The 26,493-nt window shown below is 60.2% G+C and carries 18 protein-coding genes and 1 pseudogene; 11 read left to right on the top strand and 8 right to left on the bottom strand.

Going from position 1 to position 26,493, the window contains the following annotated elements; all coding sequences use genetic code 11:
* Positions 1–5 precede the first annotated feature (5 nt).
* The 8 genes from ACYZTS_RS19495 to ACYZTS_RS19460 all read left to right on the top strand — a co-directional run bounded on the left by ACYZTS_RS19495 (position 6) and on the right by ACYZTS_RS19460 (position 11,792).
* A complete protein-coding gene (locus tag ACYZTS_RS19495) occupies positions 6–950 on the top strand; it encodes a DUF58 domain-containing protein (RefSeq protein WP_028620594.1) in 945 nt (314 codons plus the stop codon).
* A complete protein-coding gene (locus tag ACYZTS_RS19490; RefSeq protein WP_028620593.1) occupies positions 947–1,441 on the top strand; it encodes a DUF4381 domain-containing protein in 495 nt (164 codons plus the stop codon). The genes ACYZTS_RS19495 and ACYZTS_RS19490 overlap by 4 nt, the downstream gene beginning before the upstream one ends.
* Positions 1,434–2,513 carry a vWA domain-containing protein gene (locus ACYZTS_RS19485; protein WP_028620592.1) on the top strand — a complete coding sequence of 360 codons (1,080 nt, stop codon included), beginning with the start codon at positions 1,434–1,436 and terminating at the stop codon, positions 2,511–2,513. The genes ACYZTS_RS19490 and ACYZTS_RS19485 overlap by 8 nt, the downstream gene beginning before the upstream one ends.
* Positions 2,510–4,246, top strand: a complete 1,737-nt coding sequence (locus ACYZTS_RS19480) for a VWA domain-containing protein (RefSeq protein ID WP_461991358.1) — start codon at positions 2,510–2,512, stop codon at positions 4,244–4,246. The genes ACYZTS_RS19485 and ACYZTS_RS19480 overlap by 4 nt, the downstream gene beginning before the upstream one ends.
* Positions 4,243–5,877 carry a BatD family protein gene (locus ACYZTS_RS19475; protein WP_461991356.1) on the top strand — a complete coding sequence of 545 codons (1,635 nt, stop codon included), beginning with the start codon at positions 4,243–4,245 and terminating at the stop codon, positions 5,875–5,877. The genes ACYZTS_RS19480 and ACYZTS_RS19475 overlap by 4 nt, the downstream gene beginning before the upstream one ends.
* A 439-nt stretch (positions 5,878–6,316) precedes the next feature.
* The gene (locus ACYZTS_RS19470) at positions 6,317–7,561 is read left to right on the top strand and encodes an exonuclease SbcCD subunit D C-terminal domain-containing protein (protein WP_461991354.1); all 1,245 of its coding nucleotides are present in this window, start codon (positions 6,317–6,319) and stop codon (positions 7,559–7,561) included.
* Complete coding sequence (locus ACYZTS_RS19465) at positions 7,558–11,199, top strand: SbcC/MukB-like Walker B domain-containing protein (RefSeq protein WP_461991352.1); 3,642 nt, start codon at positions 7,558–7,560, stop codon at positions 11,197–11,199. Before ACYZTS_RS19470 ends, ACYZTS_RS19465 begins: the two co-directional genes overlap by 4 nt.
* Positions 11,196–11,792 (top strand): glutathione S-transferase, encoded by a 597-nt coding sequence (locus ACYZTS_RS19460; protein WP_461991350.1) that lies wholly within the window; start codon positions 11,196–11,198, stop codon positions 11,790–11,792. The genes ACYZTS_RS19465 and ACYZTS_RS19460 overlap by 4 nt, the downstream gene beginning before the upstream one ends.
* A gap of 56 nt (positions 11,793–11,848) precedes the next feature.
* Here ACYZTS_RS19460 and ACYZTS_RS19455 read toward each other — a convergent pair whose 3' ends face one another.
* The 8 genes and pseudogenes from ACYZTS_RS19455 to ACYZTS_RS19420 all read right to left on the bottom strand — a co-directional run bounded on the left by ACYZTS_RS19455 (position 11,849) and on the right by ACYZTS_RS19420 (position 18,779).
* A complete protein-coding gene (locus ACYZTS_RS19455) occupies positions 11,849–12,106 on the bottom strand; it encodes a hypothetical protein (protein ID WP_028620585.1) in 258 nt (85 codons plus the stop codon).
* Positions 12,103–12,315 carry a hypothetical protein gene (locus ACYZTS_RS19450; RefSeq protein ID WP_028620584.1) on the bottom strand — a complete coding sequence of 71 codons (213 nt, stop codon included), beginning with the start codon at positions 12,313–12,315 and terminating at the stop codon, positions 12,103–12,105. The genes ACYZTS_RS19455 and ACYZTS_RS19450 overlap by 4 nt, the downstream gene beginning before the upstream one ends.
* 294 nt (positions 12,316–12,609) lie before the next feature.
* Positions 12,610–12,789: a hypothetical protein gene (locus ACYZTS_RS19445; RefSeq protein WP_028620583.1), complete on the bottom strand. Its 180-nt coding sequence runs from the start codon at positions 12,787–12,789 to the stop codon at positions 12,610–12,612.
* Between the two features lie 156 nt (positions 12,790–12,945).
* Complete coding sequence (locus ACYZTS_RS19440) at positions 12,946–14,115, bottom strand: lactonase family protein (protein WP_461996484.1); 1,170 nt, start codon at positions 14,113–14,115, stop codon at positions 12,946–12,948.
* Positions 14,108–14,404, bottom strand: a complete 297-nt coding sequence (locus tag ACYZTS_RS19435; RefSeq protein ID WP_461991347.1) for a DUF5629 family protein — start codon at positions 14,402–14,404, stop codon at positions 14,108–14,110. The genes ACYZTS_RS19440 and ACYZTS_RS19435 overlap by 8 nt, the downstream gene beginning before the upstream one ends.
* 318 nt (positions 14,405–14,722) lie before the next feature.
* The gene (locus tag ACYZTS_RS19430; protein ID WP_028620580.1) at positions 14,723–16,309 is read right to left on the bottom strand and encodes an aldehyde dehydrogenase (NADP(+)); all 1,587 of its coding nucleotides are present in this window, start codon (positions 16,307–16,309) and stop codon (positions 14,723–14,725) included.
* 10 nt (positions 16,310–16,319) lie between these two features.
* The gene (gene araD1, locus ACYZTS_RS19425) at positions 16,320–17,312 is read right to left on the bottom strand and encodes an AraD1 family protein (RefSeq protein ID WP_028620579.1); all 993 of its coding nucleotides are present in this window, start codon (positions 17,310–17,312) and stop codon (positions 16,320–16,322) included.
* 145 nt (positions 17,313–17,457) lie between these two features.
* Positions 17,458–18,779 (bottom strand): annotated as a pseudogene (locus tag ACYZTS_RS19420) (MFS transporter).
* Positions 18,780–18,972: 193 nt separating this feature from the next.
* Here ACYZTS_RS19420 and ACYZTS_RS19415 point away from each other — a divergent pair.
* The 3 genes from ACYZTS_RS19415 (at position 18,973) to ACYZTS_RS19405 (ending at position 26,443) form a co-directional block, all read left to right on the top strand.
* Positions 18,973–20,709 carry an IlvD/Edd family dehydratase gene (locus ACYZTS_RS19415; RefSeq protein WP_461991345.1) on the top strand — a complete coding sequence of 579 codons (1,737 nt, stop codon included), beginning with the start codon at positions 18,973–18,975 and terminating at the stop codon, positions 20,707–20,709.
* Positions 20,710–20,889: 180 nt separating this feature from the next.
* A complete protein-coding gene (locus ACYZTS_RS19410) occupies positions 20,890–21,609 on the top strand; it encodes a FadR/GntR family transcriptional regulator (protein ID WP_461991343.1) in 720 nt (239 codons plus the stop codon).
* Between the two features lie 133 nt (positions 21,610–21,742).
* Positions 21,743–26,443, top strand: coding sequence for a dermonecrotic toxin domain-containing protein (locus tag ACYZTS_RS19405; protein WP_461991342.1), 4,701 nt, complete (start codon positions 21,743–21,745; stop codon positions 26,441–26,443).
* Positions 26,444–26,493 lie beyond the last annotated feature (50 nt).

Genomic DNA, 26,493 nt, shown 5'->3' with positions numbered 1-26,493 from the left:
CCCCGATGAACGCCAGCCTGCCGCCCGAACCGGGTATCCGCATCAGCCTTTCCGAGCTGATCGAGATGCGCCATCGTGTTCGCGAAGTGCAGCTGTTTTCCACGCCGAGCCAGCGCAGCCCGCTGATCGGCCTGCACCACTCCAAGCTGCGCGGGCGGGGCGTCGACTTCGATCAGGTGCGGGTTTATCAGGCGGGCGATGACGTACGTACCATCGACTGGCGGGTTACCGCACGCACTCAGGAACCGCACACCAAACTTTTCCACGAAGAACGCGAGCGGCCGATTTTCATCATGGTCGAGCAAAGTCGCAGGCTGTTTTTCGGTTCAGGACTGATGTTCAAATCGGTACTTGCTGCGCAGGCCGCGAGCCTGATCGGCTGGGCCGCGCTCGGCCACAACGATCGCGTCGGCGGGCTGGTGTTCGGCGACAACGAGCACTACGAGATCAAGCCGCGGCGCAGCAAACAAAGCCTGCTGCAACTGCTTAACCGACTGGTGCGGGTCAATCAGTCGCTGCACACCGAAAGCGAGCAGAATCGCGACTCGTTGAACATGGCGCTGCGCCGCGCCCGCGAGGTACTGCGCCCCGGCAGTCTGGTGATCGTGATCTGCGACGAGCGCGGACTGACCGAAGGTTCCGAGCAACAACTGAGTCTGTTGTCGCGGCATTGCGACCTGTTGCTGCTGCCGGTGTCCGACCCACTCGACCATGCCTTGCCCGCCGCCGGGCTTCTGCGCTTCGCCGAACGCGGCGCGCAACTGGAACTCGACACCCTCAATTATGATCTGCGCCAGACCTATCGCGCCCAGGCCGAAGCACGTATCGCCCGTTGGGAATTGCTGGCGCAAAAACTGCGTGTGCTGCTGATGCCGTTGAGCACCCAAAGCGAAATGGTCGAACAGTTGCGCGAGTACCTGAACCCGGAACGTCCAGGGAAAGGCCGATGAGCAGCCTCGATCAACTGCAACCGCTGATTTCGCCACCGCCCATTGGCTTCTGGCCACCGGCGCCAGGCTGGTGGTTATTGCTCCTGTTGATCCCGCTGCTGGCTTTCGGCTTTTGGCAACTGCGCCGCTTTCTGCCGGCTAAACGTGTTGCTGCGACCGCCGAGCAACCGCTGGATCCCGTGCGCGTGGCGGCGCTCGCTGAACTGGCGCTGATGCCCAAACCCTACGATGGCGCGCCCGCCGGGGCGTGGCTGCAGCAGCTCAACGGTCTACTCAAGCGCCTGTGCCGCAACCATTATCCCTACAGTCAAAGCCACACGCTGAATGGGCGCAAATGGCTGGCGTTTCTCGACAATCGCTGCCCCGCCGCCGGCCTGACGCGCTGGATGATACTGGTCGAAGGCGCCTACAAACCGGAATGCAAACTCGACGACAAAGCCATCGCCGGCCTCACCCAGGCTGTCGATACCTGGATCCGCAAACATGTTTGAGTTCGCCTGGCCTTGGATCTTCGCCCTGCTGCCGTTGCCTTGGCTGTTGCGCATTGTGTTGCCGGCGGCCGACAGCGGTGAACCGGTACTTAAAGTCAGCTTCCTCAGTGACCTCGAAGGTCTCACCAACCGACGCGCCCGGGCCAATCTGCCCGCATGGCGGCAACAGGCGCCCTTCCTGCTGCTGTGGTTGTTGCTGCTGATCTCGGCGGCGCGCCCGCAATGGCTTGGCGAACCGTTGCCCATCGCCGCCAGTGGTCGCGATTTGCTGGTGGCGGTGGATGTCTCCGGCTCCATGGATTTCCCCGACATGCAGTGGCAGGACGATGAAGTCAGTCGCCTCGCGCTGGTGCAGCGACTGCTCGGTGATTTCCTCGAAAGTCGTGAAGGCGATCGCGTTGGCCTGATTCTGTTCGGCAGCAAGGCATACCTGCAATCGCCGCTGACCTTCGATCGGCGTACCGTGCGCATTTGGCTTGACGAAGCGCGGATCGGTATTGCCGGCAAAAACACGGCGATCGGCGACGCGATTGGCCTGGCACTCAAGCGCCTGCGCCTGCGTCCGGCGCAGAGCCGGGTATTGATACTGGTGACGGATGGTGCCAACAACGGCGGCGAAATCGACCCGCTAACGGCGGCGCGTCTGGCGGCCCGTGAAGGCGTGAAAATTTATCCGATCGGCATCGGCGGTGATCCCGAGCAAAGCGGCACGGCGGGCTTGCTCGGCATCAATCCGAGTCTGGACCTCGATGAGCCGTCCTTGAAGGCAATCGCCCAGGTTACCGGCGGCCAGTACTTCCGGGCACGCGATGGCCAGGAACTGCAAGCGATCAAGGCAACCCTCGATCAACTGGAGCCGGTGACCCAACAACCGACCCAGGCGCGCCCAGCCCAAGCGTTGTATCACTGGCCTCTGGCGCTGGCGTTGCTGCTGAGCATATTGCTGGTGGTGCGCGAACGCTGGCCGCATAACCCGATACAGCGTCTGTTTACCAAGGACTTGTTTCTGCAAGCGCAATTGCCTGACTGGCGCCAGCGGCTCAACCGCTTGCGTCTGCGGAGGCGCAAGTGAGCGTGCTCTGGCCGTACTGGTTCCGTCCGTGGTGGTTGCTGCTGTTGCCGGTGCTTGGCTGGTTGCTCTGGCAGCTTTGGCATCGGCAAAAGCGCGCCGGGCGCTGGCAAATGATCCTGCCGCCAGCCTTTCATGCGGCCTTGCTCAGTGGCGGCAATGGTCGCGAGAGCAAATTGCCATGGGTCGCCCTTGGTGTGGGCTGGGTATTGGCCGTACTGGCCCTGCTGGGGCCGAGTTGGGAGCGCGTCGAGCAAACGAGACAGAAACCGGCCGATCCACTGGTGGTGATCCTTGAGCTGACCCCGGAAATGCTCGCCACCGACGTTGCGCCCAATCGCCTGGAACAAGCCCGACGCAAAGTCTTCGACTTGCTGCAGCGTCGCAGCGACGCCCAGACAGCCATCATCGTCTACTCCGGCAGCGCGCACACGCTGGTGCCGCTGTCGGACGACCTCTCGACCAGTCGCAACCTGCTGGATGCGCTCAAGCCTTCGTTGATGCCGGCAGCCGGCCATCGCGCCGATCTCGCCGTGCGTAAAGCTCTCGCGCTGTTGAACCAGGCCGCGCTCGGTGACGGTCGGATCCTGCTGATCGGTTCGTCGCTGAACGAGCTGGAGCGCGAAGGCATTCACCTGGCGTTGAAGGGTAAATCCACGCAATTTCTGATGCTGGGTATTGGCACGCGCGAAGGCTCACCGATTACCCAGGAAGACGGCAGTTTTCTCAAGGATGAACTGGGCGCAATCCTCGTCTCACGCCTGGATGAGCCCGGTTTGAAAACCTTTGTCGACAGCGTCGATGGGCACTATCGCCACGCCCGTCTGGAAGACACCGACTTGCGTGCGCTGGGCCTGTTCGACGGGCCGCGTCACCTGCGCAATGACGGCCAGACCGTGCGTCTCGATACCTGGGCCGATCAAGGTTACTGGCTGTTGTTGCCGCTGTTGCTGCTCGCTGCCTGCGCCGGTCGCCGTGGCTGGCTGTTCTGTTTGCCCCTGCTATTTCTGATACCGCAACCGAGTTACGCCTTCGACTTCGAAGATTTGTGGTTGCGACCCGATCAGCGCGGGCTGCACCTGCTCAGGCAGAAACAACCGGCCGCCGCTGCGCAGCACTTTGAAGATGCGCAATGGCAAGGCGTGGCGCTGTATGAAGCTGGCGATTACAGTGGCGCCGCCCAGCGCTTCGCCGAAGGCAAGGATGCTTACGCCCACTACAATCGTGGCAACGCCCTGGCCAAAAGCGGCGAACTGGAAGCCGCGCTGGATGCCTATGAGCAAGCTTTGGAACGCCAACCGGATTTGCGCCCGGCCCTGAATAACAAGGCGCTGGTGGAAAATCTGCTGAAGCAGAAAAACACCTCGCCGCCGGTTGAGCCGGACGAGCCACCGGCCGATGAGATCCCGTCGGAGCAAGAACCGCTCCCCGGCGCCGCGACGCAGCCGTCGAGCGAGGGCGAAACGGCTGTGGAGGCCGCTCAGCCGCCCCCCGACACTGAACAACCGACCACTGCACCGCCTAAACCGGGCAGCAATGAAGTCCCGGGGAGCGAGCTGGGCGATGAACAGCACACCAGCCCGCCCCTGCGTCCGGCCACTGAGAGCATCGACGGCGAACAACAGCAGGCGCTGGAGCAATGGTTGCGCAAAATCCCGGACGATCCGGGTGAATTGCTCAGACGCAAATTCTGGTACGAACAGCAACAACTTCAGGATCAGGAAAAAACCCGATGACCCGCTTCACGATGTTCATGCTGGCGCTGCTGCTGTGGACCACTCAGGTACAGGCTGTGGGGCTGGTTGCCAGTGTCGACCGCACTCGCCTGAATTCGGGCGAGACAGTCGAGCTGACGCTGGAATCCACAGACGTGACGCAGTTCGGCAAACCCGATCTGGCCGCGCTCGAGCCGCAGTTCGAAGTGCGCGGCACGCGGCAGGTCAACCAGTTGACAACCATCAACGGCGACTCAGGCGCCACCACCCGCTGGATCGTCACTCTGCTGCCGCGCCAGAACGGCACGGTGGTTATCCCGTCGCTGCAACTGGAGGACGGTCATAGCGAGCCGATCACCTTGCAAGTGCTGGAAAGCGACACCGAAGACAACACGGGCAAACTCGCGCCGGTATTCATCGAGGCCAATCTCGACCAGACCAGCGTTTATGTGCAGGCCCAGGCCATCCTGACCCTGCGTATTTACCATTCAGTCTCGCTGTACGACGACAGCAGCCTGACCCCGTTGCAGGTTCCTGACGCGCGCATCGAGCAGCTCGGAGACTCGCGCACCTATGAGAAAGACATCAAGGGCGTGCGTCACGGTGTGATCGAGATGCGCTACGCGATCTACCCGCAACACAGCGGGCCACTGAGCATTCCGGCGCAGGCGTTCAGTGCCACATTGGTCGATACACAACCGGCCCAGGATGCCGAGTCGCCAAAGTTGGGGAAAATGCTGCGAGTCAGCTCCAGCGAAATGGTGCTCACGGTTAAAGCCAAACCCAGCAGTTACCCGGCGGACGTGGCATGGCTGCCGGCCCGCAGCGTAAGCCTGAGCGAAAGCTGGAACCCGGAGCCGGAACAGGCCCAGGCCGGCGACTCGCTGACCCGCAGCCTGACGCTCAAGGCCGAAGGCCTCTCCAGCTCACAATTGCCACCGTTGCCGGCCACCGACATCAACGGCCTGCGGCGGTATCCGGATCAACCGCTGCTGGTCAATCAGAATAGCGAGCGCGGGTTGATCGGCAGTCGCGAAGATCGCGAAGCGCTGGTGCCCATCCGCAGCGGCGAGCTCGAGTTGCCCGCCGTGGACGTGGTTTGGTGGAACACCTTTGAAGATCACCTTGAACACACCAGCCTACCCGCCCGGACCCTGCAAGTGGCGAACAATCCAAGCCTGACGGTGGATGCGCCGGCCAGCACAATGGCAATCACCCCTGCAACTGACAGCGACACGTTGTGGCGCTGGCAGCTGACCAGCCTGATTCTGCTCTGCACCACACTGTTGGGTTTCGGCCTCTGGTGGCGTGCACGCTGGCAACCGGCGATCCTGCGCGCCGCGCATGCGGGCCCGAGCACGCGCACGGTGCTTGACGAGCTCAAACGCGCCTGCCTGGCCAACGACTCCCACGCCACTCGGCAGGCCCTGGACGCCTGGGCCCGGCAACAACCGGAAACCCTCGCTGACATGGCAGCACGCTTCGTACCACTGTCCGACGCACTGGATGGATTGAACGGCGCGCTGTACAGCGAGACCGGCCAGCATTGGCAAGGCGAAGACCTGTGGCGGGCAATCCGCGCGATTCCGACGGCCGAGGGAGTTCTGGACCTGGTGGGCGACAGCGGGCTGCCGCCGTTGTATCCGAAATAAGACAGAAAGATCGCAGCCTTCGGCAGCTCCTTGGGTTCGTGTATGGCTCAAGATTTGTGTTGTTGCACAGAACATTGTGGGAGTGAACCTGCTCGCGATTGGGGCTGCACATTCAACATTGATCTATCTGACAGACAGCTTTCGCGAGCAAGCCCGCTCCCGCAGGTTTTGTGTAGGGTTCGAAATCTGTGTTGTTGCGCAGATCCATGTGGGAGTGAGCCTGCTCGCGATTGGGGCTGCACATTCAACATTGATTTATCTGACAGACAGCTTTCGCGAGCGGGCTCACTCCTACAGAGACACGCATCCCTGCGGGGCCTGTCGAAAGCTGCGATCTATTCGCCCTTCTGCACTCGCCTCCTTTTACCAGTAAACTCTCTCCCCTTTCGCCGCCTCCAATTTCCACGCGGCCATTACCTTATTTCCCACGGAGTTCGCCTTGCGTCTGTTTCACACCTCCGACTGGCATCTTGGGCAGAATCTGCACGGCCAGGAACGCGATTTCGAGCACGGTTGTTTTCTCGACTGGCTGCTGCGTCAGTTGAAGCTTGATCAGCCCGATGCGCTGCTGATCGCCGGCGATATCTTCGACACGGTCAACCCGCCGGTTAAAGCCCAGGAACGCCTCTACGATTTCATCGTCAGCGCCCACGAACAACAGCCCAAGCTGACCATCGTGATGATCGCCGGCAACCACGATTCCGGCTCGCGCATTGAATTGCCTGCGCCGTTGATGCGCCGCTTGCGTACACATGCGCTGGGTCGTGTGTTGTGGCTGGACGACGGGCAACTGGACGCCGAGCGTCTGCTGCTGCCACTGCCGGACGCCAAGGGCAAAACCGTCGCCTGGTGCCTGGCGCTGCCGTTCCTGCGCCCGGCCGAAGTGACCGGCGCACATTTGGGTGACAACTACTTGCGCGGCATTGGTCAGGTGCACGAATGGCTGATCGCCGCCGCGAATGCCAAGCGCAAAAAGGGTCAGGCTCTGATTGCAATCAGCCACGCGCACATGGCCGGCGGCTCGGTGTCAGAAGATTCCGAGCGCAGCCTGATCATCGGCAATGCCGAAGCGCTGCCCGCCAGCCTGTTCGGCCCGAGCATCAGTTATGTGGCGCTTGGGCATCTGCACAAGCCGCAAAAGGTCAACGGTGAAGAGCGCATTCGCTACAGCGGTTCGCCGATTCCGCTGTCGTTTTCCGAAATTGGTTATCAGCATCAGATTCTTGATATTCATCTGGACGGCGAGACCCTGGTCAGCGTCGTACCCAAGCTCATTCCCCGCGCAGTCAACCTGCAACGCATCGGCCCAGCGTCGCTGGCAGAAATCCTTTTGCAACTGGCCGACCTGCCGAACATTGATCTGCTGGCCGACATTCAGCGTCAACCGTGGCTGGAAGTGCGCGTTCGTCTCGACGAGCCGCAACCGGATTTGCGCCATCAGGTCGAAACCGCGCTGCAAGGCAAAGCGGTACGGCTGGTGCGAATCGCCGCCGAATACGCTGGCAGTGGCGGCCGCGATGGTGCCGATGATGGCACCCGCCTGATCGAGCTGGATCAGCTGACACCGCAGGAATTGTTCAGCCGCGCCTGGTTGGACAACTATGGCAGCGAGGTCGACGAACAAACGCTGAAGGACTTTGCCGAGCTGTTGCAGGATGTGCAGATGGAGAGCGAGCAGCCATGAAAATCCTCGCAATCCGTTTGAAAAACCTCGCCTCGCTCGCCGGGCCATTTGAAATCGACTTCACGGCTGAACCGCTGGCCAGTGCCGGTTTGTTCGCGATCACCGGACCGACCGGCGCCGGTAAAAGTACCCTGCTCGATGCATTGTGCCTGGCGCTGTTTGGCGCCGTGCCTAGGCTGAGCAACGCGCAGGTCTCGGCCAAGGCGCCGGACGCTGATGGCGAAATCAGCACCGGCGACCCGCGCACGCTGTTGCGGCGCGGCACCGGCGAAGGTTATGCCGAAGTCGATTTCGTCGGCATCGATGGCCGCCGCTATCGTGCGCGCTGGGAAGCCAATCGAGCCCGGGAAAAAGCTGGCGGCAAGCTGCAGGCCAGTCGCCAGAGTTTGCGCGACATCGATCAGGACCAACTGCTCGCCAGCCAGAAAGTCGACTTCAAGACCCAGCTAGAAGCCGTGCTGGGCCTGAATTTCGAGCAGTTCACCCGCGCCGTTCTGCTTGCCCAAAGTGAATTCAGCGCCTTCCTCAAGGCCAACGACAACGAACGCAGCGAACTGCTGGAAAAGCTCACCGACACCGCGCTCTACACGCGTCTGGGTCGCCGCGCCTTCGACAAGACCAAAGATGCGCGCGAACATCATAAGCTGTTGCAGGACCAGGCTACGGGTGTAACGCCGTTGGCGCCCGAAGCCCGCGCTGAACTGGATGAGCGTTTCACCGAAGCGCAGCAGCAGCTCAAGACGCAACAGGCGCAACTTAAACAACTTGAGCTGCAACACACCTGGCTCAAAGAGTTGCGTCAGTTGCAGGACGAGCAACGCAGCGCTGTCGAACAACTGAGCGGTGCTCAACAGCAGTGGGAAAGTCTGGCCACCGAACGCTTGAAGTTGACGCGCCTGGAGCAACTCGCGCCGCAACGCCACCAGTTTGCGCGCCAGAGCGAACTCAGCGCCCAGCTCACCCCGCTGGCCGCGCAGATGCAAGAGCACAGCCGTCAACAAGTCGAGCTGAACGAACGCCGCGCGCAACTTGAACAGAGCCTGAGCGCCGCACAAAGCGCACTGGCAGAAGCGCAGACTCGCCACACGGCTAGCGCTCCGCTGCTGCGCCAGGCGTTCGAGGCACAGAGCACCCTCGCCCGCTTGGGTAAAGACGCGAGCCTGAGTGCGGAGCGCAAGCAGCAGGCGGAACTCGCCTGCACCGAAGGCCAAAGCGCGATTCAAACCTTGCTCGACCAGCAGCAGCGCGTGACCGAGCGTTTGCAACAGATCGCCGCAGAACTGGCGCACAGTACGCACCTTGCACCGCTCAGTGACGCCTGGAACGCTTATCGCGATCGGCTGCAGCAACTGATGTTGATCGGCAATCGCCTCAACAAAGGCCAGGCGGAACTGGCGTCGCTGGAACAGAATTCCGCCCGCTGCGCCGAACAGCTGGCCACGCAGAAACAGCAACTGGAAGTCCTCTACAAAGAGGCCGGGGCCGAACCGGAAGCCGTTGCCGAACAAATTCAATTGCTGGGTAATTTGCTGCAGGACAACCGCAAGCAATTGCGCGCGTTCGAAGAACTGAGCCGACTGTGGGCCAGCCAGCAGGAACTCGACAAGCGTGGCGCCGAACTGCAACAGCGCCAGCTCACCGCCCAGCAGGAACGCGAGCGCCTGACCCAGGACGGGGTCAAGACCAAAGCCGAGTTGACCGTTGCCGAACAGACGTTGAACGTCACCCGTGAATTGCTCGAACGCCAGCGTCTGGCCCGCAGCGCCAGTGTCGAGGAATTGCGTGAGCAGTTGCAGGACGATCAGCCGTGCCCGGTGTGTGGCAGCCCCGATCATCCTTATCATCAGCCTGAAGCCCTGCTGCAAAGTCTCGGTCGGCATGATGAAAGCGAACAGGCCAATGCGCAGAAAGCGGTGGATACGCTCAAGGAACAGCTGACTGACTTGCGCACCGAAGTCGGCGGCGTGATTGCTCAACAGAAAGAGTTGTTGCAACAGCAGGAACAGCTCGCAACCCAGCAACAAGGCCTGACGCCGAGCCTTGAAGCGCACCCGCTGTCGACGCAGCTGCTGGCTCAGGATGGCGTTAAACGCGTTGCCTGGCTGACCCAGCAAAACAGTCAATTGGCTCAGAGCATCACTCAGGACGAACAGCGGCAAACCGCCCTGCTCACCCTGCAACAGGAAGCGGCGCGCCTTCAACAGCAATTGCGCAATGCCGAAACCGCCAGTCAGCAAGCCAGCCAGCATCTGGCCAACCAGCAGCGCGAGCTGAGCAGTGATCGCCAGCGTCTGGACGAGGAACTGAATGCCTTCAGCACGCTGTTACCTGCCGATACCCTCGAAGCGTTGCGCAGCGAACCGGCGGCAACGTTCCTGCAGCTTGACCAGCAAATCGCCCAGCGCCTGCAACAACTCGATCAGCAGCGCGATGAGCACAGCGAGCAACAGCAGCGCCAGCAAACGTTGGAGAAAGAGCAGGATCGCCAACTGACCCGAGCGCAGCAGCTCGAAGCCGCGCAGCACCAGTTCGCCGCGCTGACCGAGCAGCAGCAGGCCTGTCAGCAAACCCTCGCGCAGTTGTTGGGTGACCACGCCAGCGCCGAGCAGTGGCAGCTGCAACTGGATCAGGCTGTCGAGCAGGCCCGCAGTGCCGAAGCGAGTGCCGGTCAGGAATTGCAGAGTGTACGCACGCGGCTGGTGCAACTGGCCGCCCAGCTCAAGGCCCAGGAGGACCGCAATCAGGCGCTGGTCAGTGAAGATCGCGAATTAACCGGCAGGATTGCTGATTGGCGAGCGCTGCATCCGGAGCTCGATGATGGCGGTCTGGAAGCATTGCTGAGCGTGGACGATCAACAGGTCAGCGACCTGCGTCAGCACTTGCAGCAAAGCGAAAAAGCGATCGAACAGGCCAAAGTCAGAGTGCAGGAGCGCGATCTGCGACTGCTCAATCATCAGGCGCAGCACAATGGCAACCTCGATGCCGAACAACTGGCCAGCGCACTGGCCGAACTGCAAAACCTGTTTACCGGCAGCGAACAGCGTTGCGCCGAATTGCGTGCCGAACAGGCCGAGGATCAGCGTCGGCAGAATGCCAATCAGGCGCTGGCCCAGCAGATCGCCGAGGCTTACGCCGAATATCAACGCTGGGCACGTTTGAATGCCCTGATCGGGTCGGCCACCGGCGATACCTTCCGCAAGATCGCCCAGGCTTACAACCTCGACTTGCTGGTGCACCACGCCAACGTTCAGTTGCGTCAACTGGTGCGGCGCTACCGCTTGAAGCGCGGCGGCAGCATGTTGGGCTTGCTGGTGATGGACACCGAAATGGGCGACGAACTGCGTTCGGTGCATTCGTTGTCCGGCGGTGAAACCTTCCTGGTGTCGCTGGCTCTGGCGTTGGGACTGGCGTCGATGGCTTCGAGCACGCTGAAGATTGAATCGCTGTTTATCGACGAAGGCTTCGGCAGCCTCGACCCGGAATCCCTGCAGCTGGCCATGGACGCCCTTGACGGCTTGCAGGCTCAGGGCCGCAAGGTCGCGGTGATTTCCCACGTGCAGGAAATGCATGAGCGGATTCCGGTGCAGATTCAGGTCCATCGCCAAGGCAATGGCCTGAGCACGCTGGAGGTGAAATGAATACGCTGTATTCCTTCCGCCGCTGCCCCTACGCGATGCGCGCCAGAATGGCCCTGCGGTATAGCGCAGTCGCAGTGGACATTGTTGAGGTCAGTCTGAAAGCCAAGCCTGCCGAGATGCTCGCACTGTCGAGCAAAGGCACGGTGCCGGTGTTGAGTGTTGACGGCGAAGTGATCGATGAAAGCCTGGCAATCATGCGCTGGGCTCTTACGCAGCACGATCCGCAGGACTGGTTGCTCAAGGCGGACTCTGTCGGACAGGCACGCATCGCCGAGCTGATCGAGCAGAATGATCAGGTATTCAAGGTACATCTCAACCGCTACAAATATGCCGAGCGCTATCCAGAGCAGCCAATGGAGATTTATCGGGCCGAGGGTGAGGTGTTTTTAAGCAAGCTTGAGGCATTGCTTGAGGGTCGCGATTACCTATTGGCCGACCACCCGAGCCTGGCGGATATAGCGCTGATGCCGTTCGTGCGACAGTTCGCGCATGTTGACCGCGAGTGGTTTGCACAAACGCCGTATGTTCGGTTGCAGGCGTGGTTGCAGCGCTTTCTGCTGTCGGATTTGTTCATCAGTGTGATGCAAAAGTAACCACCCCGTTGTAGCAGCTGCCGTAGGCTGCTACGTGGGGTTAGCGATCATCAAGATCAAGCAAACACTTCGCACATCTGCAACACCGAGCAATCCACCTGGAACGGGCCGAAAAAATCCACTTCACGTTTGATCGGCGGATTGCCGGCCAGTAATCCCATGGCCTTGGCGGTGTCTATTGCGTGGGCCAGGTTGTGGTTGGCCTCTATGGCGCGGGCCACCGAGCCTGCCGAGCTTTGGCCAATACCTAAAAGCGTAGAGCCATTGGTCATGAACGCCAGGAAGGCAATGACCCAGAGTTTCCTTCCTTTCATGATCCGCCGACTCCTGCGAGTTCGGCCCGATCTACCAACACGCTTTGAGTGCGATGATCAAACTGGATACCGGGATGAGCGACCTCGATCGGTGCTTCGAATTCGTGTTCGGTCTGCGCCGCAATGCTGACACCGAGGACCATGACCAGGTACAGACCGATGGCCAGGTAGGCGCCGCGTTTTGCAGAAGAGAGGATTGCGCTGGCCATGGTGTTCTCCCGTGGACATGTTTTTTGATGTCCACAGAATCGATCAAAAAAGCCGAGGCAACCACTCAGGGTTATCCATAGTAACCATCAGCATCGTTGATTATTAAGCCAGTCTATCCGGGCCTTTGAGGAAATTGATCAAGCTCGTCCCTTGATGCCGGGAGCGGGTTGAAAGGCGGGTGGGTTTCAGAGAAAAACGCGTTATGCAGGAGCGACCTCACTCGACGTTTCCCGAATTTACTTCGAGCCGCGCAAGTGACTTCGCTCCTGCATAAAGGGTGCAGGATTTATATTTCAGGCTTGGGTTTTGTGATCCAGCGCTGCGTAGAAGTTGGCGCTTTGTTGCAGGTATTTTTGCGTGTAGCTCTGGGCGTGGGATTTTTTGTCGCTGAGTTCAACGTTGGCACTGGCGGGCAATGCGACGGTGGCAGAGATAGCGGAAGCAGCGATTACAGAGAAAAGATTGAAGTTCATGGCGGTAGTCCTCGAAGTCAGTTGGCTTGCTTGCCCGGTGGGGCCGTGAAGCAAACTTAACCTTCGAGGGTTTAACCCTTGAAATGCTTTGTAGCACTTCTACATATCATCCGCATTGATACAAGCGTGCAGGCCCCATCCACCGGGGCCTGCGGCTTATTGACGCACCAGAAACTTCAAATCGCTGGGCGCGTCCATTGGCAGTTTCTGCACGGTTTTGCCCAGTAAACCGCTTTTGGCATCGCGCTCGACCACGACGATCTGGTTACTTTTTTGATTCGCGATCAGCAGGAACCTGCCGCTCGGGTCGAGGCTGAACTCGCGCGGGTGATCCCCTTCCACGGAGCGCCGCTGCAGCTCTTTGAGCTGGCCCGACGCCGGGTCGATGGCAAACACCAACAGCTGATTTGCCGTGCCGCGGTTGCTCACATACAGAAACTTGCCATCGGCGGACGCATGCAGCGCTGCCGCAGCCTTGTCGGAAGTGGGCTGTCCCGCTGCCAGATCGACCATCTGCGTTTGGTCAAGCTTGCCGTCCAGATAATTGAACACGGCAACCTGCGCGCTCATTTCCATGGTCAGCCACGCGTGTTTGCCATCGGCACTGAACAACAGATGACGCGGCCCGCTGCCTGGCGGCAGTTGCACGAATGGCGGTGTGGCGGCGATCAATGGCAATTCGGGATTGGCTTTCGGATCGAAGCGATAAACGAACACCTTGTCCGCGCCCAAGTCATTGGAGAAAACAAATTTGCCGTCTGGCGACGAGACCGTCGAATGCACGTGCGCCGACATCTGCCGCTCGGGGTTGACCCGGCTCGGTGTATGGCTGCTCATCTGCACCACCGTTTTGAGCTGGCCATCCGCGCTCACCGGCAATACCGCCAGCGTGCCACCCGGATCTTCGACCACGGAGTAATTGCTGACGAACAAATGGCTGGCATCCGTGCTGTGGCTCGAATGGGTCGGCTCATTGCCCAGGCTCTGCACCTGATTGATCAGGCTCAAGGCGTGGGTCTTGGGGTCGATCGCAAAACTGCTGACGCGCCCTACCGGATCGGCCTGACCCGGGCCGTTTTCGTTGACCGCAAACAGGTAGCGCTGATCCTTCGAGAGTGTCAGCCAGGATGGGTTTTCGCTTTTGATCACTTGCAGCGGCTTGGCGTCGATGTGGCCGGTAGCGGCATCGAAACTCAGGCGATAAATGCCCTCGCTCTGGCCCGCTGTGTAGGAGCCGACCAGCAGGTCGTAGCGCTCGTCAGCCACAGCCTGAACGCCCATCGCGCCGACGCTGCCGGCAATCAACAGTGGCCAGAAGTTACGCATCCTCATTCGTTTCGTCCTCGTCGTTATCACCACCGATGGCGTCCAAAGGCACCAGCCGGTGTTCGCCCGTATCGCCTGTGATGATCCAGCTTTTCAAGTCAGGGTCGAAGGTAGCGGCCTCGATCTGCGCCATGCTGAACGCCCAGCGTTTGAGCGCGCGGCCGTCCATGCATTCGATGTGCAGGTTGTCGTCTTCATCGAGGGAAAAATCGAACGCGTGCAGCCCGTCGATTTCAAGCATGTCTGCGTGTTCGAGGGATTGGAGCAAGGTGTCGGTGTTGGCAGTCATGGCAGTCAATCTTTGGAGAGGAAAGACGCAATGATAGCGCATGCCTGCACCGAAGCTCTCGGGCAGCCTCGCACCCCACCAAGATCGTTCCCGCGCTCTGCGTGGGAATGCCTCATCGGACGCTCCGCGTTCGGCTTCGATTGGACGCAGAGCGTCCCGGGATGCATTCCAACGCGGAGCGTGGGAACGATCAGCTAATCCGGAAACGACACAACCCCCTGTAGGAGCGAGCCTGCTCGCGATAGCGGCGTGTCATTCAACGCCGATGTCGCCTGATACTCGGTTATCGCGAGCAGGCTCACTCCTACAGGATTTGCGTTAGCCCTTGATCGCGTCGCGCGACGGCTGACCATCCACCAGGCGCTGGATGCGCAGCGGGTTAGCGTTTTTCAACGCGTCCGGCAGCAGGCTGTCTGGGTAGTTCTGGAAACATACCGGCCGCAGGAAACGGTCGATGGCCAGAGTGCCTACAGACGTGCCGCGCGCATCGGAAGTGGCCGGGTACGGTCCGCCGTGCACCATTGAATCGCAGACTTCCACGCCAGTCGGGTAGCCGTTCAGCAGGATCCGGCCGACCTTCTGTTCCAGCAACGCGGTCAATTCGCCGAACTGCTCGAAGTCTGCTGGTTCGCCGATGATGGTGGCGGTCAACTGGCCGTGCAAACCGTTCAAGGCCGCACTCAATTGCGCCTGGTCAGCCACTTCGACGAACACGGTGGTCGGACCGAACACCTCTTCCTGCAGCACTTCATCGCCGTCAATCAGCAGGCTGACGTCGGCCTTGAACAGTTGCGGCTGCGCCTGATTACCTTCCTGCGCACGACCGGCCAGATGCTCGATGCCAGGATGCGCGAGGAGTTTTTGCAGGCCTTTGCCGTAGCTGCCCAAAGTGCCGGCGTTGAGCATGGTCTGCGCCGGTTGATCGCCGATCAATTGCGCAACCTGCTGCGCGAAGGCGCTGAATTCCGGCGAGCGAATACCGATCACCAAGCCAGGATTGGTGCAGAACTGCCCGCAGCCCTGAACCACCGAAGCGGTCAGGTCACGCGCCACTGTTTCTGCACGGGCTTTCAGCGCCCGCGGCAAGACGATCACCGGGTTGATGCTCGACATCTCGGCAAACACTGGAATCGGCTGCGGACGCGCCGCCGCCATGTCGCACAGCGCCCGACCGCCCTTGAGCGAGCCGGTAAAGCCGACTGCCTGAATCGCGGGGTGTTTGACCAGCGCTTCACCGACGCCGGCGCCATAAATCATGTTGAACACACCGGCCGGCATGCCGGTTTTTTCCGCAGCGCGGGTCAGCGCACACGCGACCAATTCGGCAGTGGCCATGTGTCCACTGTGGGCCTTGAACACCACCGGGCAACCGGCGGCCAACGCAGATGCGGTGTCGCCGCCTGCCGTGGAAAACGCCAACGGGAAGTTGCTTGCACCGAACACGGCAACCGGGCCGAGGCCGATGCGGTATTGGCGCAGGTCCGGACGCGGCAATGGTTGGCGCTCGGGCAACGCCTGATCAATCCGTGCGCCATAAAAATCGCCGCGACGCAGCACTTTGGCGAACAGGCGCATCTGGCCACTGGTGCGCCCGCGTTCGCCTTGAATGCGTCCGGCCGGCAAAGCGGTTTCACGGCAAACCACGGCAACGAAGTGGTCACCCAACGCGTCCAGTTCATCGGCGATCGCATCGAGAAATTCCGCACGACGTTCAGCGCTCAAGCTGCGATAAGCCGGGTACGCGGCAGCGGCGGCCTTGGCAGCGGCGTCGACTTCTTCTGGGGTGGCCTGGTAAAACTCATGTGGCAACGGCTCGCCGGTCGTGGCGTCGACGCTTTGCAGGGTCTGGGAGCCGGCGGCGCTGCGCTGGCCGCCGATGTAGTTGTGGCCAAGAATGCTGGTCATGAAGTTCTCCTTAAAGAGTGCCAATGGTGCCGGGTTCGTATGACGCTTCGACAGGCATGATGCCATTGATCAACGGTGCACCGAATTCGGCCTGGCTGATCTCGAACACATCGCCCGGCTGCGTGCGGATGCCGTCGGCGAACGACAGCGTCGCAGTGCCGAAAAAATGGATGTGCACATCGCCGGGTCGCAGGAACTGGCTGTACTTGAAGTGGTGGTACTCGAGGTTCTCGAGACTGTGGCACATGTTCGCTTCGCCACTGAGAAACTCGTTCTGCCACAACACTTCACCGTCACGCAGGATGCGACTTGTGCCTGCCAGATGTTGAGGCAGTTCACCGACCCGAAGTTCCGGACCATAACTGCAACTGCGCAATTTCGAGTGTGCAAGGTACAGATAATTCTTGCGTTCCATGACGTGATCGGAAAATTCGTTGCCGACCGCGAAACCGAGTCGATACGGCTTGCCGTCGTGGCCGATGATGTAGAGGCCGCTGAGTTCGGGCTCTTCGCCGGCGTCCTCGGCAAACGGCGGTAGCGGAAACGGTTGGCCCGGGCGCACGACAATGCTGCCGTCACCTTTGTAGAACCACTCCGGTTGTACGCCGGCCTGCCCTGCTGCGGGTTTGCCGCCCTCCACGCCCCATTTGAAGATACGCATGGTGTCGGTCATCGCCGTCTCGTCGCCGGCCTGCTGGTGCATTTTGTCTCGCGCCGAGGCGCTGCCCAGGTGAGTCAAGCCGGTGCCGCTGACCAGCATGTGCGCCGTATCCGGGTGATCCAGCGGCGGCAGGATGCGCAGTTCGGTCAGCAGTTCGGCGTAATCGTGGGTAATGCCCAGCCCGAGGGTTTTCACCTGTTGTTCAAGATTTACGCCGGCCTCGATGGCCGCCAGGGCAAGATCGCGCACCGTACGTGCGCCCTGGACTTCACGGACCAGAGTGCCCTCGACCACGCCAACCCGACGCTCGCCGTTAATCAATTCGAATTGAACCAGACGCATGATTTTCTCCTGTGTTATTCGAAACACCGCAGATTCCTGTAGGAGTGAGCCTGCTCGCGAAAGCGTCGGCACATCCAGAATTGTTGGTGGCTGATACACCGCAATCGCGAGCGGGCTCACTCCTACAGGGGCCGGTGTCAGTCATTTAGGTACGCGTAGCACCCCGCGCACTCGCGGCAAACTGATCCGCCGGCAACGCGTGCTTGCGCTCCAGCACCCGATAGACCACGCCCGTCAGTACCAAACCGAACACCATCACGCCCGACAGGAAGTACAAACCCGAGGCCAGGTTGCCGGTGTATTCCTTCAGCGCGCCGATCACGAATGGGCCAATGTAGCCGCCAAGGTTGCCGACCGAGTTGATCAACGCGATCCCGGCCGCGGCGCTCGCGCCGGCGAAGAAACGGCCCGGCAAGGTCCAGAACACCGCAGTGCAGGAAAACAGCGCAAACGCCACCAGACACAATGCCGCCAGTTGCCATACCGGCACCGTCAGCCACGCGCTGAAAAACAGGCCGATGGCACCCAACACGTAAAGCACTGCGAGGTGACCGTAACGGTCATTCAAACGGTCGGAACTGCGTGGAATGATCAGCAAACCGATGATCCCGAAAATGTACGGCACCGACGAGACAAAACCAGTCACCAGGTCAGTGCCGCCGAACTGCTTGATCAGGGTCGGCAACCACAACCCGAGGCCATAATGCTCAGAGTCACCGGGAGGTAAAACAGCGCCAGCAGCAACACTCGCTTGTCTTTCAACGCGTGCAGCGGATTACCGTGGCGGGTCTGGCCGTACGCTTCCAGATCCTTTTTCAGCTCACCGCTCAGCCAGTCCTTTTCGGCCTGGTCCATCCATTTCACTTGCTGCGGACCATCCGGCAGCCAACGCAGCACGGGCCAGGTCAACAGGATCGCCGGGGTGCCGATGACGATGAACAACCACTGCCAGCCGTGGAGGCCGAGGATGCCATCCATGCCCAGCAAACCGCCGGACACCGGGCCGGTGATCAGCATGGCGATCGGTTGCGAGAGGATGAACAGTCCAAGAATCTTGCCGCGATGGCGCACCGGGAACCACTGGGTAATGTAGTAGAGAACACCCGGGAAGAACCCGGCTTCGGCGGCACCCAGCAGGAAGCGCATCACGTAGAAACTGTGCGGCCCCTGGACGAATGCCATGCCGATGGTGATGGCGCCCCAGGTGATCATGATCCGCGCGAACCAGCGACGTGCGCCGAAGCGATCGAGCATCAGGTTGCTGGGGATTTCGAAAAGGAAGTAGCCAATGAAGAACAGCCCGGCACCCAGACCGTAAGCCGCATCACCGATGCCAATGTCGGCGCCCATGTGCAACTTGGCGAACCCGACGGCGGAGCGATCCACATAGGCGATCAGGTACAGCAGGATCAGGAAGGGAATCAGTTTCAGTGTAATGCGACGAATAAGCCGCAGTTCCTGGCTCATGGGATCGGTCTCCGATTGTTGTTGTTATAGAAACTCGGGGGACGCCTCTCGCGAAAATCGCCAGGGCCAATCCCTCCGTTGAAACCGACTATATAGTAATACTATTTGAGCAACAACACTTCCAATGGTGGGAATTTGAGCTTATGTTATTCATCAGCTAAAACAATATAGTCATACAATAAGAGAATCGATCATGTCTGATAAGAAACCCAACCTGCGCTCCGCCCAATGGTTTGGTACGGCCGATAAAAACGGCTTCATGTATCGCAGCTGGATGAAGAATCAGGGCATCGCCGACCACCAGTTTCACGGCAAGCCGATCATCGGCATCTGCAATACCTGGTCGGAACTGACCCCTTGCAACGCGCACTTCCGCCAGATTGCGGAGCACGTCAAACGCGGGGTGATCGAAGCCGGTGGCTTCCCGGTGGAATTCCCGGTGTTCTCCAACGGCGAGTCGAATCTGCGCCCGACCGCCATGCTCACCCGTAACCTGGCGAGCATGGACGTGGAAGAAGCCATTCGCGGCAACCCGATCGATGGCGTGGTGCTGCTGACCGGTTGCGACAAAACCACCCCGGCATTGCTGATGGGCGCGGCCAGTTGCGACGTGCCGGCGATCGTCGTCACCGGCGGGCCGATGCTTAACGGCAAACACAAGGGCAAGGACATTGGCTCGGGCACCGTGGTTTGGCAGCTCAGCGAGCAGGTGAAGGCCGGCACCATCACCATTGACGATTTCCTCGCGGCCGAGGGCGGTATGTCCCGCTCGGCTGGCACCTGTAACACCATGGGCACGGCCTCGACCATGGCGTGCATGGCTGAAGTGCTAGGCACGTCCCTGCCCCACAACGCCGCCATTCCTGCGGTGGATGCGCGCCGCTACGTGTTGGCGCACATGTCCGGCATGCGTGCCGTGGAAATGGTTCGCGAAGATTTGCGCCTGTCGAAAATCCTCACCAAGGAGGCCTTCGAAAACGCCATTCGGGTCAACGCCGCCATCGGTGGTTCGACCAACGCGGTTATCCATTTGAAAGCCATTGCTGGCCGTATCGGCGTGGAACTGGACCTTGATGACTGGACGCGCATGGGTCGCGGCATACCGACCATCGTCGACCTGCAACCGTCCGGGCGCTTCCTGATGGAAGAGTTCTACTACGCCGGCGGCTTGCCTGCGGTGCTGCGCCGCCTCGGCGAAGCCAACCTGATCCCGAACCCGCACGCCTTGACCGTCAACGGCAAGTCGATCGGCGAGAACACCAGGGACGCGCCGATTTATGGCGAAGACGAAGTGATCCGCACCCTCGACAACCCGATCCGCGCCGACGGTGGCATCTGCGTGCTGCGCGGCAATTTGGCGCCGCTGGGTGCAGTGCTGAAGCCGTCCGCCGCGAGTGCCGAGCTGATGCAACATCGCGGCCGCGCGGTGGTGTTCGAGAACTTCGACATGTACAAGGCGCGCATCAACGATCCGGAACTGGACGTGGATGCCAACTCGATTCTGGTGATGAAGAACTGCGGGCCGAAGGGTTATCCAGGCATGGCCGAGGTGGGCAATATGGGCTTGCCTGCCAAGCTCCTGGCCCAGGGCGTCACGGACATGGTGCGGATTTCCGATGCGCGCATGAGCGGCACTGCATATGGCACGGTGGTTTTGCATGTGGCGCCGGAAGCGGCGGCCGGCGGCCCTTTGGCGACGGTCAAGGAAGGCGACTGGATCGAGCTCGATTGTGCCAATGGCCGTCTGCACCTGGATATTCCGGACGCCGAACTCGCCTCGCGCATGGCCGACCTGCAACCGCCGCAGCAGTTGATCGTCGGCGGTTATCGTCAGCTTTATATTGATCATGTATTGCAGGCGGATCAGGGGTGTGACTTTGACTTCCTGGTCGGTTGCCGCGGGTCAGAGGTTCCCCGCCACTCTCACTGACCCCCCCTGTAGGAGTGAGCCTGCTCGCGATAGCGGCCGAACATTCAACATTAATGTTGACTGAACTAATGCTATCGCGAGCAGGCTCACTCCCACATTGGCTCTTCATCTCATTCAGGACTGAGTCCACGCCTGCTATCATGCGCCACACCTCAATCGCACAGGATCGCGCCGCTTCCCATGGATTACCGCAAACCTTCCGACCGCAAAAGCATGCACTCGCGCATCGTCCAGGAACTGGGTATGCAAATCGTCTCCGGGCGTTTCAAACCGGACGATAAATTGCCCGCCGAGGCACTGTTGTGCGAAGAGTACGCGGTCAGTCGGCCGGTGCTGCGCGAAGCCACGCGGGTACTGGTCGCCAAGGGTCTGGTGTATTCACGCCCGCGGGTCGGCACGGTGGTCAAGCAGCGCAAGGAATGGCACATGTTCGACCCGGATGTGCTGCACTGGCTGATGCAAAGCAGCCCGCAGAATGAGTTTTTCGATCTGCTGACCAGCGTACGCAGCATCATCGAACCCGCCGCAGCAGCCCTTGCTGCGCAATTCGCTACCGACGCCGACATCGCCTCCATCAGTGAAGCGTACCAACGCATGGAAACCGCGCCGACGCCCGAAGCGTTGCTGCAACCGGATCTGGATTTTCACAGCCGCATCGCCGATGCCACCCACAACGACCTGCTGGCGAACCTGTGCAACATGCTCTCGGTCGCGATTGCCGAAGCGCTGAAGCACTCCAACCAGCGTCCGAATCTGCATGAACTGGCGCTGCCGCGACACAAGGCCATCCTTACCGCCATCGAAAACCGCGACGCTCTCGGCGCCCGACACGCCACGCTGGTGCAGCTCGACGATGCGCGCAGTGCGTTGAGTGTGGTGCTGGGTAGCGACCCGTCCTGACACCGCCTTACAGATGCCCTTCACGCTGAGTTCCTCTAGCACATCCGTCATCTGATCTGCGGTATCCCGCTACCGCACTTTCTGCTTTTTGCCGCTTTACGTTGTGCAATCCAACCATGCCAAGGATTGCACCATGCCAACAGCTTCATCATTGCCCGACGCGGCCAACTCGACCGACATAATCTCCCGCGCCATCAGCGCCCAATTCAGCACACGACCGACTCTGCGCTCGGAGACCGCGCGCCTGCTCAAGGACGGATTGCTGGAAATGTACCCCCACATGGACTTCGATCCATATCGCACTAAAATCGCCCAGCCTATCGGTGAAGGTGCCTGGCGGCTGACCAGTTTGCTGGACGCGGTGCTGGGTTATCTGGCCAGCGGTGTGCCACTTGACCTCGCCGACCAAGAGGGCCGCGAGTGTTTTCTGACCAACAAACCACCGGCGCGACTGAGCATCAATAACAACACCGCTCGCCTGCCCGACATGCAGGTGATAGCGGCTATCATTCTCGGTCTACCGGATATTTTGTACATCGGCCTGCAGGAATCCCTGACTGCCTACTGGAATGACGATAGCGGTACGGGCGCCAGCCGCTGGCAGTGGCTGGGTGACCTGCTGGCCGGTCTCCTGAAAACCGCTGCAGTCCGCCACGCCAGCCTTGATGCAATGCAGGCCGAAATGCTGACGGAGCTGGCCAACAACCCCGATCGCCAGGCGCGATTAAAGAAACCATGGGGCAAAGGCGTGATTCAGGCCTGTACGCTGCAGACCACGCTGACCAAAGGCGATGTGACGGTCACCGTACAGACACCCGACCTTCTGGTCATTTGCGGTGACACGCATTTGTTGTGCAGCGTGACCGGCATCATCGAGTCGTACCCTTCCCTGGATGATTTCGGCGCGGTCTGGGGCGAGCGTTTTCGGCAACAGCATGCGGCCGACACAATCAGCTGGAAGCGCTTCCAGCCGGACGGCAATCTCTTCGACACGCAGGCGGCGTTGCTGCTGAACCAGCAACTGGAAAACCTCGCAGCGCTGCGATTCCCTGCTGGCCAGAGCCTGGACGAGTTGCAACAGCGCATCGACTCGATCACCGATGTTGCTCGCCTCTTCATCGAAACGCCAACCACGTCGCCCCACCTTAAATCGATACAGGCCACAATCCCCGACTGGCTGCAAGCGGCAAGCGCTGCAGACCGAATGGCCTATCGGGAACACGTCCTGGCATTGGCCAGCGTCAAACAGCAGACCGGCGGCCGCTCGTTCCGCGATGGCATCGATGACGTCCGCACGTTCGCAAAAAAAGCGCTGCACAGACAGATGCTCGAAGATCAACCGCAGGCTCCCGGTTACAACGCCGATGAACTTGAGCTGACCTTCCACGTGCCGGTCGGCGACCTCGGCAGTGGCTACCTCGAACCGGTGAAAATGTCGCTGACGGATCTGGCGATCAACAACCTTTCGAGCAAACCGAAAGGCCGCATGAGCGTTCGGCATATCAGTAATCAATTGATCCAGGATTGGACCACCGAAACGTACTTGCTGGAGTTGGTGAGTCGCGTGGATGTTGGCAAACACTACCCTGAAATGATCGACGCGCGCCTTCTCGGTGACAGCGCCGAAGCCCGTGAGCGTGAGCGCCTGTTCTCGTTGGAACTGGCCATTCAGTTACCCCTGCTCGCCCTCGAATATTCGATCAAGGCTGAACAGGGATTCGACCGAACCGGCTATCGCTATGTGATGGCGCTGATGCAAGACACGGCCGCCGAACGCGTAGTCGACGGGCAGGCCATTGTCATCCGGCCGTTGGCTTTTCAACGCAAGGCTAACGCCGAATGCGATGTAGTCGCCAACATGTTCATCATCGAACCGGAAAACCTCGACGCCGATGGTCCGCATATTCTTTACCGCCCGCTCTATACGCCTGCCCTGCAGCAGTACGCCAGCCGCAGTGACTTGCTCAAAGCGATTGTCCGCACCGGCGCCCTGCAAACCAGTGTGCTGACTTGGCTCTCTGATCGCTCAAGGCCCATCTATGCCCATAACGGCTTCCGCGAACCGCACGTCCTTCATGTCCATCTCGGCGACGAGTTCCCGACGTTCGACAAGCCGGCACCGGCGATTCTGGTAGGCGACGCGGCGGCGGCTGACTGGCTCAAAGCCGTCGACGAAAACCGCGTGCTCTCCTGTCTGTTTGTCAGTAACGCCAAAACCCTCGTAGAACTGGCTGACCAGCAGTCCGTCTCGAACGCGGAAAGTCGTTGGGCAATCATCCTTGAAGGCGCCTGGCTGGTCTTCAACGTACTGACTCTGCCGCTGCAAGGCCCGGCCATGCTCGTCGCCTGGATGCTGCAAATCGTCCATGCGCTGGTTAACGATTTGCCGGCTCTGGACGGCGGCGACCCTCGCGCGCGGGAGCTGGCCTGGATCGATTTACTGTTGAATCTGGGGCTGGTGCTGCTGCATGTGGCGAAAGCTCATGGTCCATCACCTGGGCCTGAGGCCGGCACCAAGGTAGGCGCGGTCACCCTGGAGCCGTTGCGCCGCCCGAGCGTCTTTTATCCTTCGGCACTTGACGCCGTCATCACCGAAGAAGCACCGGGGCTGACCTCGGAGCCACCGGGTAGTGGCCGTACGCTGCTGGATTTCAACCTGTCGATTGCTCGGGATTCCGCTTCGGCAAGGATGTTCACCCGGTTGTTCGAGGTTCGCGTCACCTGGCCGGCATCGTTGCCTGATCCGGTCGCCACCGGCATGTTCAAAGGTTTGTATCTGATCGACACCAGGTGGCACGCCACGCTCGGCGGGCTGCTGTTTCGCGTCAGCATCGTACCCGGCTTCGGCGACGTTTATCTGGTTCACCCCGAGCACCCCGACCATCCGGGCATCAAGCTCAGGAGCAATGGAAACGGGCACTGGAGCCTCGATCAGGGTTTGAAGCTGGACGGCGGTGGCCGTCAATCAAGAATCAATGCGCAACGAGAAGCCACCCAGCAACGCATTGCCCTGCTGGAGCACAATTTTGAAGCGTTCCTCCAGGGCCAACAGCGGGTGCAAAAAGGCGTGGATTTTGCCGAACAGTTGATGAATCAAAAAAAGGACCTCGCCACCGCATCCGAACAGGACCGTTCTATATTCAGGCAGCTTTACAGCAAGGAGCTGGATAAACAGACCGCCACTTACGCAACACAGATTGCCGAAATCAAGGAGCTCGCCGCCTTGAAAAAAAACGATCCAGACCCAGCCCGTTTATCGAATCTGCTTGAGAACAGCATCAACAACGCGCGTAAACGCCTGGTCATGACGGACGTGGAGCGCGAAGCCATAAACCGTCATTATGTCGATTTCAGCAGTGGCGCAGACCGGCTCAATGCAGCGCTGGCCACTGAGGGCCTTCAGATCATGAACCGATATTACGAGTTCATGCGCAAAACGGCCGAAATCAACGAGACCATGATCAAGTTTTATGAACAGGTGGACAGCCAGCTTCTCGAGCTCAAACAGATTCCTCGCGTAGGTGCCGAAGCCTGGCAACGCCTGTCTGGCAACCGCCCCGAAAACGAACTCAATTCATTGCGTGTCAAAGCCTACCAACTGGTGGTGCTGCGAGTACTCAGCGTGGAATCGATGCACAGCAGCACCATCGCGGCACTCGAAGCCGCAGTCAATCCGGCGCTGCTGTTGTCGCGCTCGCATGCTGAACTGCAAACCTCCGACGCCTACGGCAGCAGTGATCGCATCGCCGTGCTTGACAACCTGGTCGATCATTACAGCAAAGCGCAGGACGGACTGGAAAGTATCGGCATTTTCAATGCCGACGAGTTGCAAACATCCGCGTTCAATCGTTTGCAGGAGATCATCGGAGAACTGCGCGTCGACGCCGAGCGGCGACTGGCTGACCAGCTGCAGGCTTTGCCGGAGCCCGAGCAACCACCCTCCACTTCTGCCGGTAGCAGTGGGCAACCAGGCAGGCCGCCCACCCCGCGGGCCACTCGCAAAAGGGTCATCAAAACCACTAAAGGCGCTTTGATTGGTGAGCTGCGGCCACGAATCGCCAATCAGGGTGGGGACATCATCGACATCAATGGCCCGTTTGAGGATCGGCCTCTGGCTTCTTTCCATGAACATGAACCGAATGTCTGGGTGGAAATCGAACAGCCTCAGGCACCTGCACGTGCCGCGGTTGCACGCCCTTATTCGCAACTTAAAGGTGACGCGCGCAAGGCGCTGAACAATGTCGATGGTCAGGTGAAAAAAATTGAGGGTTATGCACTGCGTGCGAGTTCCCCTCTGGAAATCGAAGAGCAATTGCAACGCGAGGCCCGCAAGCTGACGGATTATGCCTCCGGGCTTGAGCAGCATGCCGACGCACCGGTCAACCGGGGGCAGGACACTGACCTGATCAAAGAGCTGCGTGCCAAAGCCAGTGCACTCAACATCAAAGGCACGGAGCTTCGCGCCCGCATGATCCTGGCGCGACCACCCACCAGCGAAGGTGTGCAGTATTTGTTAGAGAGTAACGCCATTTATGCCCGGGCCAAGGCTGGGAGGGTGCAACTGAAGACCGGCCGCAAAGACTTCATGCAGGAATACGTCCTGGAGGACGAGAAAAATCAACCCTGGTGGTACGCACACTTTCACTACGCGAAAGCAAACGATGCAAAAGTCGACTACACCCGCGCCCATCTGAAGACCAAAGAGCAACGCTTTGAAACCTATGAATCAGCCATGCTCAAGGCCAAGGACGCGCAGCAAAAAATCGACATTCATCACGGCATGATCAGCGAGCAACTGGCGAGCAGCGTTTTCCTGCCGCTGGAACCGCGTTGACACCGCACTGACAAAAAAGCCGCAACCCTGAGGTTGCGGCTTTCTTGTTT

This window comes from Pseudomonas sp. TMB3-21 (assembly GCF_054898145.1).
The sequence above is the reverse complement of the archived record's forward strand: the minus strand, read 5'-3'. Positions and strand labels throughout refer to the sequence as shown.